This is a genomic window from Dietzia sp. NPDC055877 (genome assembly GCF_053615975.1).
Genome location: NZ_JBSHCV010000016.1, coordinates 1 through 13,203, shown reverse-complemented (window position 1 = coordinate 13,203; position 13,203 = coordinate 1). Strand labels below are relative to the sequence as shown.

The window sequence follows — 13,203 nt, the reverse complement described above, 5'->3', positions numbered from 1 at the left end:
CCCACCGGCGGTCCTCCGACCGGCCGGGGTGCGCGTCCTCTTTGCCGGGGAATCGTTGACTTACGCGCCCTCTATGGACCAGGAACGGCGCGTAACCGTGTGATGCATGGTGTCGGGCTGGTGTCGGAGGTCGGGGATACTCTCATGTTGAGTCCGTGACAACTGGAGGATGCTGGCAGATGGCTAAGGGATCGTCGAAGGCCGCGCGAGTGGACGACAGTGGCGGTGAGGTCGGTGGCTCGTCGGATTCCCGCAGCCGACCCCAACAGGTCAGCGACCTGAATCGGCGCTATCAGGCGTGGACGGTCCCCAAGTGGAACGATGTACCGCTCGATCGCGCACGCAACGAGCTGGAGATGCTCCTGACCGCCGAGATCAAGGAGAACCTCGACACCAACCAAGCCCGGCTCGACGAGCTCGTAGCGATCAGGGATATCGACGACCACAGGGTATCGAGCCCCGCCCGGTGGTTCGAACTCCCCGGAGAGCGTGATGACCGGCTGAAGCGGTGGGTGAAGGCCGGGCGTCGTGAACGTCGCCTGCGCCGACTGAAGGTCGTCTCGGCGATGCTGCTGTTAATCGCTTACTGCGTCGGGATCGTAGCCGCAGGAATCCTGCTCCCGATTCCTGCGGAGCTCGTGTTGATCGGGCTCGCAGCCCCGGTGGTGATCGTCGTGCTGGCGGTGGCCCAGCGGTTCCTGCTGCCAGGGCCCCCGCCTCCGCGGGTTGAGCTCGAGCCTCTGACGCCCGAGGCGCTCATGATGCAGCGGTTCCTCGACCTCGCCGACGGGATCTCCGCGACAGAGGCCTGGCGATCTGATGTCGCAGGCAGGTTGGATCTGGACCTCGAGCAGCATGACATCGGCGACCAGCTCCGTCAGATGGAGGAACTGGGCACGTCGATCGCGAGTCTCACGGGAAGCGAGGACAAAATTCTGGCCCACGCGCTGACCACGCAACGGGCCAGGCTCAGCTCGGTGAGGATGTCGATGGTGGACCGGCTCGCAGTGCTGGACCGCTACAGGATGTCGCTTGAGCAGGTCGACATTGACACTGAACGAGCCGCGAAGTTCGGCAGGGTCGACGAGATCAGCAGCGCGATGGACATGCTGGAGGTCGGCAGGGCCTCCTCCGAGTTTTCGATCGGCCACACCACCCGGGTATCGGATCAGTTGGACCAGTCCATCCGTATTTCCCGCCAGATGCTCGAGGAACTCCGCGGGCACCACTGAGCCCCGGCAGCCGTGAACTCACGCCTGCCGGGGCTCAATGAGAGATCCGCCGGGCGGCGATCACCTCACCGAAGAGGTCAGGCCACCGGCTCGGCGTCGCCCGCGTCGTCACCCTCGGGGGCGCCGCTCAGCGAGTCGAACCCGTCCAGGAGGCCGGCCGAGCCGGTGTCGACGGCGTCGTCGGGCAGCTCGGCCTCGATGCCGCGCAGGATATCGAGCGCGCCACCGATGTCACCGCTCATCGCGGCCTCGATCGCAGCGTCGGCGTTGGCCTCGCACTCCTCGCCCTCGAGGCCGGGGACGAAGCTACCCGCCGAGCCGAGGAAGTCGTAGGCCGAGATGGTGCCGCAGAGCTGCATGGCGATGTCGGAGACCTCCTCGGGGGTGTCGACCTCGTCGTCGTTCCCGTTCTCTCCGTCACCGGGCTCGTCGTCGTTCTGGGTCGTCTCGACCTGCACGCCCTGGGGGGCGCCGGTGTCGTCATCGAGAGTGTCGACGTCCTGGGCGGCGGCCAGGCCCGCACCGGCGAAGGACAGGGCGGCGGCGGAGCCGATCACGGCAATGGTCTTCTTCATCGTGCGTTACCTTCCGTCGGGGCCACCAGGGAGCATCCCCGGGGGTATGGCGGCGACCGTATCGGCCATCGCGCCGCGGTGCAGTGACCGTACTCACATCCGAGGCGGCCCTGACCGGGCGTGCAGCGGCCGTGGACAGCGCGAATGCCCGCCCGGGGAATTCTTCTTCACCGACCCACCCGGCGGCCCATCTGTTTGCCGGACCGCGCATCGTGGGGGATTCTTAGCGCATGAGTGGAACCGCCGAGATCTATGACGCCGTCCTCGACCCGGGCAAGCTCGACCTGCTCCGGTCGTGGGTTCGCCACCAGTCGTGGTTCGACGGTGACCCGGAGCGCCTCGAGCAGGTGACCGCGTACCGGTTCGTCGACCCGGCCGGCGAGGTCGGCATGGAGTCGTTCCTGCTGTCCGACGGCGAGAACACCTTCCATGTCCCCGTGACCTACCGCGGTGCCGAGCTGGACGGTGCCGCCGACTCCCTGGTCGGCACGATGGAGCATTCGGTCCTCGGTCGTCGCTGGGTGTACGACGCGCCCGCCGACCCCGTCTACAAGACGGAGGTGCGCCGGGTGATCAGTCACCGCGACACCGCTGCCGACCACGTGCAGATGGAGGACGGCGCGATCACCCCGTCGCCGGTCAACATCCGCGGCGGTGGCGACGGCCCGGCCGAGGGCGTGGACGCCCCGCAGGTCATCCGTGTGATCTCCGAGGAGAACAACGCCGAGGCGGACCGCCCGCTCATCGGTTCGCCCGGCACGCTCAGCGGGACCTGGCAGGACGTGGACGGTTCCCATACGGCGGTCCTCGTCGTCGTCGACTGATCGGCGACTCCTCGCGCGGCGCCGCACCGCTCGGACCGGGCCGCGCCGCCAGGCCACGCCGCGCGCAATGAAGAACACCGCCCACCCGCGTTCTGCGGGTGGGCGGTGTCGTCCGGCTCTGGGCCGGGGTGCGGTGCGAGCCGCGAATAGGCAGGTCAGGCGCTCTTGATGGCCGAGATCTCGATCTCGAGGGTGACCTTCTCCGAGACCAGCACGCCGCCGGTCTCGAGCGCGGCGTTCCAGCTCAGGCCGAAGTCGCTGCGCTGGATGACGGTCGAGCCCTCGAAGCCGGCGCGCTGGTTGCCGAACGGGTCGGTGGCGGTGCCCTCGTAGGTGAAGGGAACCGTGACGGACTTGGTGGTGTCCTTGATGGTGAGGTCGCCGGTCACGTCGACGCCGCCGTCGCCGTTCGGGGCGATCTTGGTGGAGTTGAAGGTGATCTCCGGGTAGGTCTCCATGTCGAAGAAGTCGTTCGACTTGAGGTGGCCGTCGCGGTCGGCGTTGCGGGTGTCGATCGAGGAGGCGTTGATCGTGACCTTGGCCTCGGCGCCGCTGATGCCGCTCTCCGGCACGGTGACGGTGCCCGTGAAGTCGTTGAACGAGCCGCGCACCTTGGTGATCATCGCGTGGCGGGTGACGAAGCCCAGACGGGTGTGGGTGTCGTCGAGGGTCCAGGTGCCGGTGAGGTCGTTGAGCTGAGCGGTCATGGTGACTCCTTGTGGGGTTGACCCCGGCTGTGGAGCCGGGCAACTTCTTGTTGTTGTGTCACCAACAGTAGGACTGATTGGGTGACGTGTCAACAAGTGGAGTTGTGGTGTGCCTCACACCGTACGCGCGCCGGGTCCCGGTCTCAGCCCACGTGCCGCCGCAGGAAGTGGACGGCGTGCCGCACCGCGCGGTCGTGGCAGGGGCGCCCGGCGAACAGGTCGAAGTGGTCGCCCGGGTAGTGCCGCACCTCGGCGCGCGCGGCGAACGCGGCCGTCGCGGCGGCGTGCGGTGGGGCGCTCCGGTCCAGGTCGGCGATCTGGACGAGCAGGGGGACGACGACGAGGTCGTCCGCATGCCGGGCGGGCCGGAACGAGCCCAGCTCGGTGCCGATCGAGGCGCCCACCTCGTTGCGCCAGGTCGGGCCCGCGACGGACGTGTAGGCCTCCTCGTAGCCCTCGAGGGAGAGCAGCGCGGTCGAGCCGGGCGGGCCGGCCAGCGGGACCATGGGTTCGGGGCGGCCCGTCGCGGCGACGGCCTTCGCGGCGAGCGCGGTGCCCGTGGCCCGCAGGAGGGCGGCGGGCTTGTGTTGCTTCGCGGCCGCCATGGCCGCGGCACGGCCGTCGACCAGCGGGATCATGGAGATCACGGCGGCGATGTCCTCGCGTCCGCGGGCCACCTCGAGGACGTGCCCGCCGGCCAGCGAGCAGCCCCACAGTACGATCCGCTCCGGGTCCACGCCGGGCTGGGCGGCCGCCGCGGCGATCGCGGCGCGGTAGTCCTCCTGCTGGCGCGCGGGCGAGACGACCTGGCGGGGCCCGCCGTCCGAGCGACCGAAGCCGCGGTAGTCAAAGGCGAGGGCGGCGTACCCGGCGGCGGCGAACGCCTCGGCGAACGGCATCAGCCCCGAGTCGGCGGTGCCGCCCAGGCCGTGGGCCAGCACGACGCAGGGGCGCGGGCCGCCGCCGGGTTCGGGCCCGTCGTCGACCCGGCCGGCCGGAACGGAGGCGGGCAGGAACCAGCCGCGGCAGTCCGCGGCCTCGCGGCCGGTGCCGGACCGGAACGTGACATCGACGGGGCTGGTCATTCGGCGCTTCCGGCGGTCAAGGCGGCAACCGTCGCGCCGGAGGGGTCGACGGCCGGGTCGATACGGCCGTAGACGGTGCGGACCCACATGTCCGTGGTGATGGTCAGGAGCGCATCCCGTGGCGCCTCCGGCTCGTAGACGACGCGCTCGAGGATCTGCTGATTGAGCTGCATCAGGCCTTCGGCCAGGCTCTGGGCATCGGCACCCTCGGGGGCGCGGCCGGCTGCGCGTTCGGCGCGGATGAAGTCGGCGACCGGCTCGGCGTTATAGCGGCGTCCGGCATCCCACATCTCGCGCGTCGGCTCGTGCTTGGTGCGCGCGGTGAGCAGGGCGCGGTAGATGTGGTCGACCTCCAGCACCCGGTCGATGAGCCGGGTGAGCCCGGCGGACACGCGTCGGCGGAAGTCGCCCTCGCCGCCCACGATGATGTCGATGGCCTCGCCGGCCTCCTTGTTCACCACCACCAGCAGCATGGACACCGCAGCGGCCTTGGAGTCGAAGTAGAAGTAGAACGCCGATCGGGTGATGCCCGCCGCCTCGGTGAGGTCGGCGACCGAGATGTCGTCGAGCGCGGTGGTCTTCAGGCGCTCGTCGAGGGCGGAGAGGATGTCCTCGCGGCGCCGGTCGCCGCGGGGGGAGGTGCTGCCCGACGGGGCCGCGGGGTTCATGCCGTCACCCGCGCCGAGGCGGTGGCGCGGCGTGCCCGAGCGCGCTCAAGTCCGCGGGGGATCTCCGCGGTGCGCATGTCGTGTTCGTACAGGAAGTAGTCGACCTGCTGCTGGTGCCGGGGGGTGTCCAGCATGTGGCCGATGTACTTCTTCTCGTCCTCGACGATCACGCGGCGCATCTCCTCGATATCCGGGGTGGCGTACAGGCCGGCGGCCCACGCTGCCACCAGTCTGGCCTGCGCCTCGACGAACGGGAACAGGGTGGGCGTCGACTGGGCGAAGCCCACGAATACGAGGTCGTCGATGCCGGGGGAGAACATCCGCTTGTACAGCGGGATGTGGTTGTGGGCGTCCGCGCTGAGGAACTCGCGGTCGAAGAACGGGAACGTGGTGTTGTAGCCGGTGGCCTGAATCATCACGTCGAAATCTCCGCTGGTGCCGTCGGCGAAGTGCACGGTCCGGCCGTCGAGGCGTGCGATGTCCCCCTTGGCGGCGACGTCCCCCGAGCCCAGGCGCAGAGGTAGCTCGACCGACTGCGTGGGGTGCGCCTCGAAGAACTTGTGGTTGGGCTTGGGCAGGCCGTATGACTCCGGGGTGCCCGCCGACATGGGCTGCATCGCCTGGATGACCTTGCGCTGCCACGAGTACGGGATGTACGGCAGCGTGGCGAAGTACTTGTCGGCCGGCTTTCCGGCGATGTACTTCGGCACGATCCACGCGCTCGAGCGGGTGGACAGCACCACCTCGTTGCGCATGACCTTGGACGAGAGTTCCACCGCGATGTCCGCCGCGCTGTTGCCGATCCCCACCACGAGGATCTTCTTGTCCATCAGGTGCAGCGGGTCCCACGGGTCGATATAGGCGTGCGAGTGGATCGTCTCGCCGGTGAACTCGCCCGGGAAGTCGGCGAAGCGCGGATCCCAGTGGTGCCCGTTGCCCACCACCAGCAGGTCGAATCGGCGGGTGTGGCGGCCACCGGCCTCGCCCGCGGCGGATCCGGTGCGCTCGAGCGTGAGCTCCCAGCCGCCGTCGGCCAGGCGCTCGGCGTGCGCGACGCGGGTCTCGAACTCGATCGAGCCCAGCAGGTCGAACGCGTCCGCGAAGTCGTCCAGATACTGCTTGATCTGGGTGTGGTGCGGGAAGTCCGGGAACTCCTCCGGCATCGGGAAGTCACGGAAGCTCAGCTGGTGCTTGGAGGTGTCGATGTGCAGCGACCGGTACGCGCTGGAGCTGCCGTTGGGGTTGTTGAAGGCCCAGTTGCCGCCGATCCGGTCCGACGCCTCGAAGCACACGGCCTCGATCCCGTAATCCTTGAGCATCTTCAGCGAGGTCAGCCCGCTGATGCCCGCACCGATCACGGCGACGGAAGGGGTGGATGTCATAGAAAACCTCTTCGGCAGGGATGCCCGAGCGCGAACAAATGCTCGGCAACTATGGCATATATCACATTATGGCCGTTGTTGACGAGCGTTAACAACCTACATTCTGCACGGGAACGGCCCGAGGGTGCGGCTGAAGCGCAGGTATCGGCGCCATGCGACGGACGGGCCGGTGGCATCAATCTGGTTGACGCATCACCTAGGGTGGCGGTATGAACTCCTCCGCCTCCGCTCACGGTTCCGCCGGTACCACCTCGTCGTCGTCATCGTCGTCGCCCACCTCGGTCCCGGTGCCCCCCGCACACGGCGTCGCCCCGGGGCAGGTCGCCCTCGGTCTCGACACCTTCGGCGACATCACCGTCGACTCGGGCGGTCGCCCCGTCCACCACGCGCAGGTCCTGCGCGACGTGGTGGAGCAGGGCGTCCTCGCCGACCGGGTGGGCGTCGACGCGTTCGGGATCGGCGAACACCACCGGCCCGACTTCGCCGTCTCCGCCCCCGACGTGGTGCTGGCCGGCATCGCCACCCGTACCGAGCGCATCACCCTCGGCTCGGCCGTGACCGTGCTGTCCAGCGACGACCCCATCCGCGTCTTCCAGCGCTTCTCCACCATCGACGCCCTCTCGAACGGCCGCGCCGAGGTGGTGCTGGGCCGCGGCTCGTTCACCGAATCCTTCCCGCTCTTCGGCCTCGACCTACAGCAGTACGAGCAGCTGTTCAGCGAGAAGCTCGACCTGTTCTCGGCGCTGCTGCCGGAGGAACCCGTCACGTGGTCCGGCGAACTGCGGCCGCCGCTCGTGCAGCAGCGCGTCTACCCCGAGACCGAAGGCGGCCTGGCGTCCTGGATCGCGGTGGGCGGCAGTCCCGAGTCCGTGGTGCGCGCGGCCCGCTACCGGCAGCCGCTCATGCTGGCGATCATCGGCGGATCCGCCGGCCGGTTCGCGCCGTTCGCCGACCTCTACCGCGAGGCCAACGCCCAGCTCGCCGGCGCCGACGCGCCGCGGTTGCCGATCGCCGTCCACTCGCCCGGCTTCATCGCCGAGACCGACGCCAAGGCCGCCGAACTCGCGATGCCGCACTGGCTGACCAACCGCAACCAGATCGGCCGCGGGCGCGGGTGGGGAGACGCCGGTGAGGCCGACTTCCACCGCGAGGCCCGCTCCGGCGCCTTGTACGTCGGCTCGCCCGAGACGGTCGCGCAGAAGATCGCCACCACCGTGCGCACGCTCGGTCTGGACCGCTTCGACCTCAAGTACGCCTCCGGCCCCACCCCGCACGAGGACCTCATGACCTCCATCGACCTCTACGGACGTAAGGTCATCCCGCGTGTCCGGGAGCTTCTGACTGAGGCCGGGTTCACACCCGGGGTACCCCAGGCCGTCTCGAGGCTCTGACGGGTTTACGGTGTGCGCATGCTGTTCGCGTTCTCCGTAGCCCCTACCACGACCGCTGACGAGACCGCCTCCATGAGCGAGGCGGTGGCCGAAGCCGTGCGCGTCGTCCGCGACTCGGGCCTGCCCCACGAGACCACTTCGATGTTCACCACCATCGAGGGCGAGTGGGACGAGGTCATGCCGGTGATCCGCGCCGCGACCGACGCCGTCCTGGCCATCTCGCCGCGGGTCAGCCTGGTGCTCAAGGCGGACCTGCGGCCGGGGCGCAGCGGGGAGATCGCGGGCAAGGTCGAGAGGGTCGAGCGTCGGCTCGCGGGCTCGGACGACGCCTCCGGGGGCGGCGAGGCCGGCGCTTCCGGCGCCGGGGGTGGCGGGGCTTCCGGGCCCGACGACGACGAGGCAGCCCGCCGATGACCTCCGGTGGCTCCGCCGAGCACTCGTTCGGGCACTCGCTCGCGCAGTCGCCCGACACTGCTGGCCAGCGCCCTGTGGGTGAGGTCGCGACCGAGACGGGTGCGCGGCGCAGGCGGAGCGGGCAGACCATCGCGTACACGGTGACCACGCTGGCCGGCGGGATAGGTGCGCTGGTCGTGCTCGGAGGCACGGTGTTCTCGGAGGACGCGTCCGTGGTCGATTTCCTGCTGTGGGGCGCGCTCGCGGCGTTGCTCTTCGCCTCGGCCGCCCACCAGTGGTGGTTCGCCGGTGCCGCCGAAGATCGTTCGCAGCGCATCGTCGCCGGCATCTCGTCCGCGGAGGTGGAGGCCACCGCGCAGCAGGCGGCAGGAGAAGTCGACACCGTCCGCCGGCTGCGGGTGGCGCATCCGGGCCTGGGCCTGCGTGACGCCTACGAGCTCATGCAGGCGCACAAACGGGGAGACAAGCAGGAGCAGCCGCGCGATAACGCCTGATCCGCCGGGTCGATCCAGACCTTTCGGGCCGCAGCCTGGACAGGCCAACTGCCGCGCGACCGCCGTCGGCCGTCAGCAGCCGCCCGCCCCACCGAGTGCCTGCGACACCAGCGCGTGCGTACGCGGGTCCACTGACATCCCGGCATGGCTCGTCGGCCCGCCGCCGCACGCGTCCTCGGAGACAACGGTCCGGACGCCCGGCCCCGCGACGAAGCTGCGCTCGGGCGGCAGCAGCTCGTCGCCGCGCGTCGCGATGATCGTGTAGTCGACCCCCGGCAGATACGGGCTGCCCTCGAGGCCGTTCCACGCCACGAGCATCGGGCTGTGCGGCGCCAGCTCGGCGAGTCCGCGCAGGTTGGCGGCCCACAGTCCGGCGACCGCGGTCTCGGACGGGAGGCCGTCGGGGACGAGCCCGCCATGGTTGCCACCCCAGAAACCGCCGACCGACACCACGCGCCCGACAGCACCCGGTCGCAGCATCTTGGTGGTGTAGCCGGCGATCGCCGCGCCCTGCGAGTAACCCACCAGGTCGACCTGCTCGGCCCCGGTCACCGCCCGGACGTGGTCGATCACCCCGGCGAGCTGCGGGCCAGAGGCCCCGACGATCGAGTCGAGCCCGCCCCGCTCCGGCTTGGCGGCGTACGCGCCGAGCGTCGGAGCGATCACGCAGAAGCCCTGCTGCTGCAGCGGTACGCCGAAACGCGGCATGGTGTTGGGGCCGTTGTCGAAGGTGCCGTGCACGAGGATGACCGGCCGCGGATGCGCGGGCGTCGGCCGGCAGTTGACCGGCGTGTCCACGACGGCGGGCGGGCCCGGCGCGCCGAGCGGGCCGTTGGCGCCGTTGAGGGCAGCGGTCACGTGGTGGCCGAACTCCTCGGACTCCTCGAGCGCGCGCACCTGTTCCCCGATCGCACCTTCCTCCAGCGATTGCGCGGTCGCGACGCCCACCCCGGGCCCGGCCACGAGCGGGATCGCGAGCGCGGCGGCGGCGATCAGACCGGCCAGCCGGGAGCGAGAGGGAAGCGAGGCGCAACGGCGGGGGAACAACATGACGGCTCCGAGGGGGAGAAGTGAGGCTGAACACAGTATGCGAGCCGCTCGCGCGAAAGTGAACAGACGCGGCCTGAGAATCTGCCTGGTCGATCGGCCACCCGCCGCGGCCCTCGCGCGCGCAGCCCCTTCGGACGCCCCGCCACCTCACGGAAATGCCGCCGGACGCGACTACCTCCTGAACGGCCCCGCGCGGGCCACCGGACGAGGAGGGGAGAATCGGGCCCATGAGGTCAGCCTTCGACGCGGCGGTACAGCGCCATGGCCCCACCGTCCTGCGGGTCTGCCGCGCGGTACTGGGCCCCGGCGCCGACGCCGACGACGCCTGGTCCGAGACCTTCCTCTCGGCACTGCGCGCGTGGCCCGACCTGCCGGACGACACGAACGTCGAGGCCTGGCTGGTCCGGGTCGCGCACCGACGGGCCGTGGATGTCGTCCGGGCATCCGCGCGTGCGGATGCCCCGGGCGGGGGCGCCGACGACCTCGCGCTCCTCGACGCGCGTGGCGTGGGAGGAAATGACGACGACGACAACCCCGCCGCCACCGTCGACGATCACGAGATCTGGACCATCGTCTCGGCCCTGCCGGCCCGGCAGCGGGTCTGTGTGGCCTACAGGTATCTGGGCGGTCTCCGGTATTCCGAGATAGCGGCATTGACGGGGGGTTCGGAGGCGGCGGCCAGGCGCGCCGCGTCGGACGGGGTGGCCGCCCTGCGCAGGATGATGGTGAAGGAGCAGGAATCATGACCGATCACGACACCGACCGCACGGCCGGGCGCGCAGTCGAGCGCCTGCGGGGCGCCCCGGCCGACATCGCCGATCTGCGCGATCGACTGGCCGCCGAGGCCGTGCGCGGTGACCTGGTGGATGTGGCCTACCGGGTGGTCGACTCGCCGATCGGCGGGCTCCTCCTGGCGGCGACCACCGACGGTCTGGTGTACGTGGCGTTCGAGGTCGAGAACACCGACGAGGTCCTTGACATGCTCGCGACCCGCGTGGGTCCCCGCGTGCTGCGTACCGACGCGCCGGGCGCGGACGGCTTCCCGGCGGTCCTCGACGCGGCCGCGGCCCAACTCGACGAGTACCTCACCGGCGACCGCCGCGACTTCGACCTGCCTCTGGACACCCGCCTGGCCACCGGCTTCCGCGGGCAGGTTCAGCGTCATCTCGCCGACGTCACCTACGGCCGGACCGCCACCTACAAGCAACTCGCAGCGGAACTCGACCGGCCCGGCGCCGTCCGGGCGGTGGGCACCGCGTGCGCCACCAACCCGCTCCCGCTGGTGTGGCCGTGCCATCGGATCCTGCGCTCCGACGGCGGGCTCGGCGGGTACCGCGGCGGCGTCGAGGCGAAGCAGCGGCTCCTCGCGATGGAATCTGCCGCGTGACCGCTGCAGCCGTGACCGCGCTGTTCGCGGTGTGGGTGGTGGCCGTCATCTCGCCGGGGCCCGACGTCGTCGTCGTCCTCCAGCGATCCCTCGCCGGACGGCGACAGGGGGTGGCCACCGCGGGGGGCATCGTCGCCGGACTGTCGGTGTGGCTCGTGGCCGCGTTCGCCGGCGTCGCGGCGCTCGTTCGCGTGTACCCGCAGGTCATGGTGGCACTCCAGGTCTCCGGGGGGCTGCTGTTGGCCACCCTCGGCGTGCTCGGACTGCGCGGCTGGTGGCGATCTCGTGCGATCCCGTCAGCGCCGCCCGCCCCGTCAGCGCCGCCCGGCCCGCTCGCGCTCGACCTGCTGCCGCGGGCCGACTTCATGCGCGGACTGCTCACCAACCTCGCCAACCCCAAGGCGCTCGTGTTCTTCGGCGCCGTGCTCACGCCGTTCCTGCGCGGCGAGGTCTCGGTGGTGGCGTCGGTGGGGATCGTCGCGGGGCTGATCGCCGTCGCGCTGGCCTGGTTCGGCGGGCTCGCGCTGGTCGCGTCGCACCGGGTGGTCAACGAGCGTGTCGGCAGGCTGCTGCCGTGGGTCGACCTGGTGGCCAGCGTTCTGTTCGTCGGCGTGGGGGTGGCCTTCGTGGTCGCCGCGCTCGCCTGATCGGGAGGCGGGCTAAGTTCTCCTGCATGGATTCTCACGTCGACCACCGCAGCTGGCTGCGCGCAGCCCTCGCGGTGTTCGCCGTGGGGTGGGGCGCCAACCAGTTCGCGCCGTTGCTGTTCCTGTACCGCACCGACCAGGGGCTCTCACAGTCCGACGTCACCGCGATGTTCAGCGTGTACATCGTCGGACTGCTGCCCACGCTGCTGGTGGCGGGCCGCTGGTCGGACCGCAACGGGCGGCGCGTGCTCATGCGTCCGGTGCTGGTGCTGTCGCTGGTCGCGACCGTCTGCATGTTCTTCGGGCCCCAGGACCCGCTGTGGCTCTACGCCGGCCGGTTCCTGGCCGGGCTCGCCTCCGGTGCCGCGTTCGGGGCAGGCAGTGCCTGGGTGCGCGAGCTCTCGGCCGGGGACCCGCCGGGCACGGGCGCGCGGCGGGCCGCCATCGCCCTGACGGGCGGGTTCGGGCTCGGCGGATTGGTCGCCGGGTTGATCGGCCAGTGGGTGCCCGCGCCGATGATCTCGCCGTACGTGCCGCACCTCGTCCTGGGGGCCGTCGCGCTGGTGGCGGCCTGGAACGCTGCCGATCCGTACCAGCCTTCGGGGCAGACCGCGCCGTCGCCGCTTCTCCCCGCCAGCGCCGGCAGGCGCCGCTTCCTGCTGGGCGTGGCGCCGTGGGCGTGGCTGGTGTTCGGCTGCGCCAGCATGTCGTTCGCGGTGCTGGCCGACCTGCTCGGCGGCGACGCCTGGGGCATGCCCACCGCGTACGCGGGCGTGATGGTGGGCGTGACGCTGGGGTCCGGCGTGCTGATCCAGCCGGTGATCCGCCGACTCGCCGAGACCGCGCCCGCGTCCCGCCCGCCGATCGTCGGGCTCGCGGCCGCCTCGCTCGGTATGGCCGCCGGCGCGATCCTGGCCGCCGCCTCGGGCCTGCCGGGCCGTGCGCTGTGGCTGTTGCCCGTCGCGGTGCTGCTGGGCATCGGGTACGGAACGCTTCTGGTCGCGGGGCTGGTGGAGGTCGAACTGCAGGCCGGCCCGCGCGATCACGCCGGGCTCGTGGCCGTGTTCTACGTGATCGCCTACCTGGGGATGGGCACCCCGTACGTGCTGGCCGAGCTCTCGCGATTCGGCGGGCCGGTGCCGTGGATCGCCGCGATCGCGGTGGTGTGCGCGCTGCTGATCCCGCTGACGGCCCGCCAACTCCGCTGACCGCCGGTCCCGGTGCACCCCGCCGCCCCGCCGCCCCGCCGCCTCGCCACCTCATTGATAAGAGCGTTCGGCGCAGGTGCTTCTGGGTGGTCTCAGGGAGCTAGTGCAACACCCTGGCTGGATCGGGGTATGTGGTGGC

Annotated in this window: 15 protein-coding genes; 9 read left to right on the top strand and 6 right to left on the bottom strand. The window is 70.9% G+C overall.

Going from position 1 to position 13,203, the window contains the following annotated elements:
* Positions 1-179 precede the first annotated feature (179 nt).
* Positions 180-1,232: a hypothetical protein gene (locus tag ACWGLC_RS14210; RefSeq protein ID WP_452100505.1), complete on the top strand. Its 1,053-nt coding sequence runs from the start codon at positions 180-182 to the stop codon at positions 1,230-1,232.
* A gap of 77 nt (positions 1,233-1,309) precedes the next feature.
* Here the strand turns inward: ACWGLC_RS14210 and ACWGLC_RS14205 are convergent, their stop codons facing one another.
* The gene (locus tag ACWGLC_RS14205) at positions 1,310-1,807 is read right to left on the bottom strand and encodes a hypothetical protein (protein WP_452100504.1); all 498 of its coding nucleotides are present in this window, start codon (positions 1,805-1,807) and stop codon (positions 1,310-1,312) included.
* Positions 1,808-2,037: 230 nt separating this feature from the next.
* On the opposite strand from ACWGLC_RS14205, the gene ACWGLC_RS14200 reads away from it, so the two are divergent.
* Positions 2,038-2,631: a maltokinase N-terminal cap-like domain-containing protein gene (locus tag ACWGLC_RS14200; RefSeq protein ID WP_452100503.1), complete on the top strand. Its 594-nt coding sequence runs from the start codon at positions 2,038-2,040 to the stop codon at positions 2,629-2,631.
* 155 nt (positions 2,632-2,786) lie between these two features.
* Here ACWGLC_RS14200 and ACWGLC_RS14195 read toward each other — a convergent pair whose 3' ends face one another.
* The 4 genes from ACWGLC_RS14195 to ACWGLC_RS14180 all read right to left on the bottom strand — a co-directional run bounded on the left by ACWGLC_RS14195 (position 2,787) and on the right by ACWGLC_RS14180 (position 6,473).
* Positions 2,787-3,338: a YceI family protein gene (locus ACWGLC_RS14195; RefSeq protein ID WP_452100502.1), complete on the bottom strand. Its 552-nt coding sequence runs from the start codon at positions 3,336-3,338 to the stop codon at positions 2,787-2,789.
* Between the two features lie 143 nt (positions 3,339-3,481).
* Positions 3,482-4,423: an alpha/beta hydrolase gene (locus ACWGLC_RS14190; RefSeq protein ID WP_452100501.1), complete on the bottom strand. Its 942-nt coding sequence runs from the start codon at positions 4,421-4,423 to the stop codon at positions 3,482-3,484.
* Entirely contained in the window at positions 4,420-5,091 is a 672-nt protein-coding gene (locus ACWGLC_RS14185) for a TetR/AcrR family transcriptional regulator (protein WP_452100500.1), read from the bottom strand. Before ACWGLC_RS14185 ends, ACWGLC_RS14190 begins: the two co-directional genes overlap by 4 nt.
* A complete protein-coding gene (locus ACWGLC_RS14180) occupies positions 5,088-6,473 on the bottom strand; it encodes a flavin-containing monooxygenase (protein WP_452100499.1) in 1,386 nt (461 codons plus the stop codon). The genes ACWGLC_RS14185 and ACWGLC_RS14180 overlap by 4 nt, the downstream gene beginning before the upstream one ends.
* A gap of 209 nt (positions 6,474-6,682) precedes the next feature.
* Between ACWGLC_RS14180 and ACWGLC_RS14175 the strand changes: the two genes are divergently transcribed.
* Genes ACWGLC_RS14175 through ACWGLC_RS14165 form a run of 3 tightly spaced genes read left to right on the top strand, consistent with a single transcriptional unit; the run spans position 6,683 to position 8,772 of the window.
* Positions 6,683-7,864 carry an LLM class flavin-dependent oxidoreductase gene (locus ACWGLC_RS14175; protein WP_452100498.1) on the top strand — a complete coding sequence of 394 codons (1,182 nt, stop codon included), beginning with the start codon at positions 6,683-6,685 and terminating at the stop codon, positions 7,862-7,864.
* Between the two features lie 18 nt (positions 7,865-7,882).
* The gene (locus tag ACWGLC_RS14170; protein ID WP_452100497.1) at positions 7,883-8,278 is read left to right on the top strand and encodes a thiamine-binding protein; all 396 of its coding nucleotides are present in this window, start codon (positions 7,883-7,885) and stop codon (positions 8,276-8,278) included.
* On the top strand, positions 8,275-8,772 hold the full coding sequence (locus ACWGLC_RS14165) for a hypothetical protein (protein WP_452100496.1): 498 nt from the start codon (positions 8,275-8,277) through the stop codon (positions 8,770-8,772). The genes ACWGLC_RS14170 and ACWGLC_RS14165 overlap by 4 nt, the downstream gene beginning before the upstream one ends.
* A 72-nt stretch (positions 8,773-8,844) precedes the next feature.
* Here the strand turns inward: ACWGLC_RS14165 and ACWGLC_RS14160 are convergent, their stop codons facing one another.
* Entirely contained in the window at positions 8,845-9,822 is a 978-nt protein-coding gene (locus tag ACWGLC_RS14160; protein ID WP_452100494.1) for an esterase/lipase family protein, read from the bottom strand.
* A 227-nt stretch (positions 9,823-10,049) separates the two neighbouring features.
* On the opposite strand from ACWGLC_RS14160, the gene ACWGLC_RS14155 reads away from it, so the two are divergent.
* Genes ACWGLC_RS14155 through ACWGLC_RS14140 form a run of 4 tightly spaced genes read left to right on the top strand, consistent with a single transcriptional unit; the run spans position 10,050 to position 13,064 of the window.
* Positions 10,050-10,568: an RNA polymerase sigma factor gene (locus ACWGLC_RS14155; RefSeq protein ID WP_452100493.1), complete on the top strand. Its 519-nt coding sequence runs from the start codon at positions 10,050-10,052 to the stop codon at positions 10,566-10,568.
* On the top strand, positions 10,565-11,209 hold the full coding sequence (locus ACWGLC_RS14150; protein WP_452100492.1) for a methylated-DNA--[protein]-cysteine S-methyltransferase: 645 nt from the start codon (positions 10,565-10,567) through the stop codon (positions 11,207-11,209). The genes ACWGLC_RS14155 and ACWGLC_RS14150 overlap by 4 nt, the downstream gene beginning before the upstream one ends.
* A complete protein-coding gene (locus ACWGLC_RS14145; protein WP_452100491.1) occupies positions 11,206-11,856 on the top strand; it encodes a LysE family translocator in 651 nt (216 codons plus the stop codon). Before ACWGLC_RS14150 ends, ACWGLC_RS14145 begins: the two co-directional genes overlap by 4 nt.
* 26 nt (positions 11,857-11,882) lie before the next feature.
* Positions 11,883-13,064, top strand: a complete 1,182-nt coding sequence (locus ACWGLC_RS14140) for an MFS transporter (RefSeq protein WP_452100490.1) — start codon at positions 11,883-11,885, stop codon at positions 13,062-13,064.
* Positions 13,065-13,203: the final 139 nt, after the last annotated feature.

Excerpts from the sequence above, each read along its gene's own strand:
- ACWGLC_RS14175 (WP_452100498.1), top strand. The coding sequence starts at position 6,683 with ATGAACTCCTCCGCCTCCGCTCACGGTTCCGCCGGTACCACCTCGTCG.
- ACWGLC_RS14195 (WP_452100502.1), bottom strand. The coding sequence starts at position 3,338 with ATGACCGCTCAGCTCAACGACCTCACCGGCACCTGGACCCTCGACGAC.
- ACWGLC_RS14180 (WP_452100499.1), bottom strand. The coding sequence starts at position 6,473 with ATGACATCCACCCCTTCCGTCGCCGTGATCGGTGCGGGCATCAGCGGG.
- ACWGLC_RS14170 (WP_452100497.1), top strand. The coding sequence starts at position 7,883 with ATGCTGTTCGCGTTCTCCGTAGCCCCTACCACGACCGCTGACGAGACC.
- ACWGLC_RS14165 (WP_452100496.1), top strand. The coding sequence starts at position 8,275 with ATGACCTCCGGTGGCTCCGCCGAGCACTCGTTCGGGCACTCGCTCGCG.
- ACWGLC_RS14155 (WP_452100493.1), top strand. The coding sequence starts at position 10,050 with ATGAGGTCAGCCTTCGACGCGGCGGTACAGCGCCATGGCCCCACCGTC.
- ACWGLC_RS14140 (WP_452100490.1), top strand. The coding sequence starts at position 11,883 with ATGGATTCTCACGTCGACCACCGCAGCTGGCTGCGCGCAGCCCTCGCG.
- ACWGLC_RS14160 (WP_452100494.1), bottom strand. The coding sequence starts at position 9,822 with ATGTTGTTCCCCCGCCGTTGCGCCTCGCTTCCCTCTCGCTCCCGGCTG.
- ACWGLC_RS14200 (WP_452100503.1), top strand. The coding sequence starts at position 2,038 with ATGAGTGGAACCGCCGAGATCTATGACGCCGTCCTCGACCCGGGCAAG.
- ACWGLC_RS14185 (WP_452100500.1), bottom strand. The coding sequence starts at position 5,091 with ATGAACCCCGCGGCCCCGTCGGGCAGCACCTCCCCCCGCGGCGACCGG.
- ACWGLC_RS14190 (WP_452100501.1), bottom strand. The coding sequence starts at position 4,423 with ATGACCAGCCCCGTCGATGTCACGTTCCGGTCCGGCACCGGCCGCGAG.
- ACWGLC_RS14150 (WP_452100492.1), top strand. The coding sequence starts at position 10,565 with ATGACCGATCACGACACCGACCGCACGGCCGGGCGCGCAGTCGAGCGC.
- ACWGLC_RS14205 (WP_452100504.1), bottom strand. The coding sequence starts at position 1,807 with ATGAAGAAGACCATTGCCGTGATCGGCTCCGCCGCCGCCCTGTCCTTC.
- ACWGLC_RS14210 (WP_452100505.1), top strand. The coding sequence starts at position 180 with ATGGCTAAGGGATCGTCGAAGGCCGCGCGAGTGGACGACAGTGGCGGT.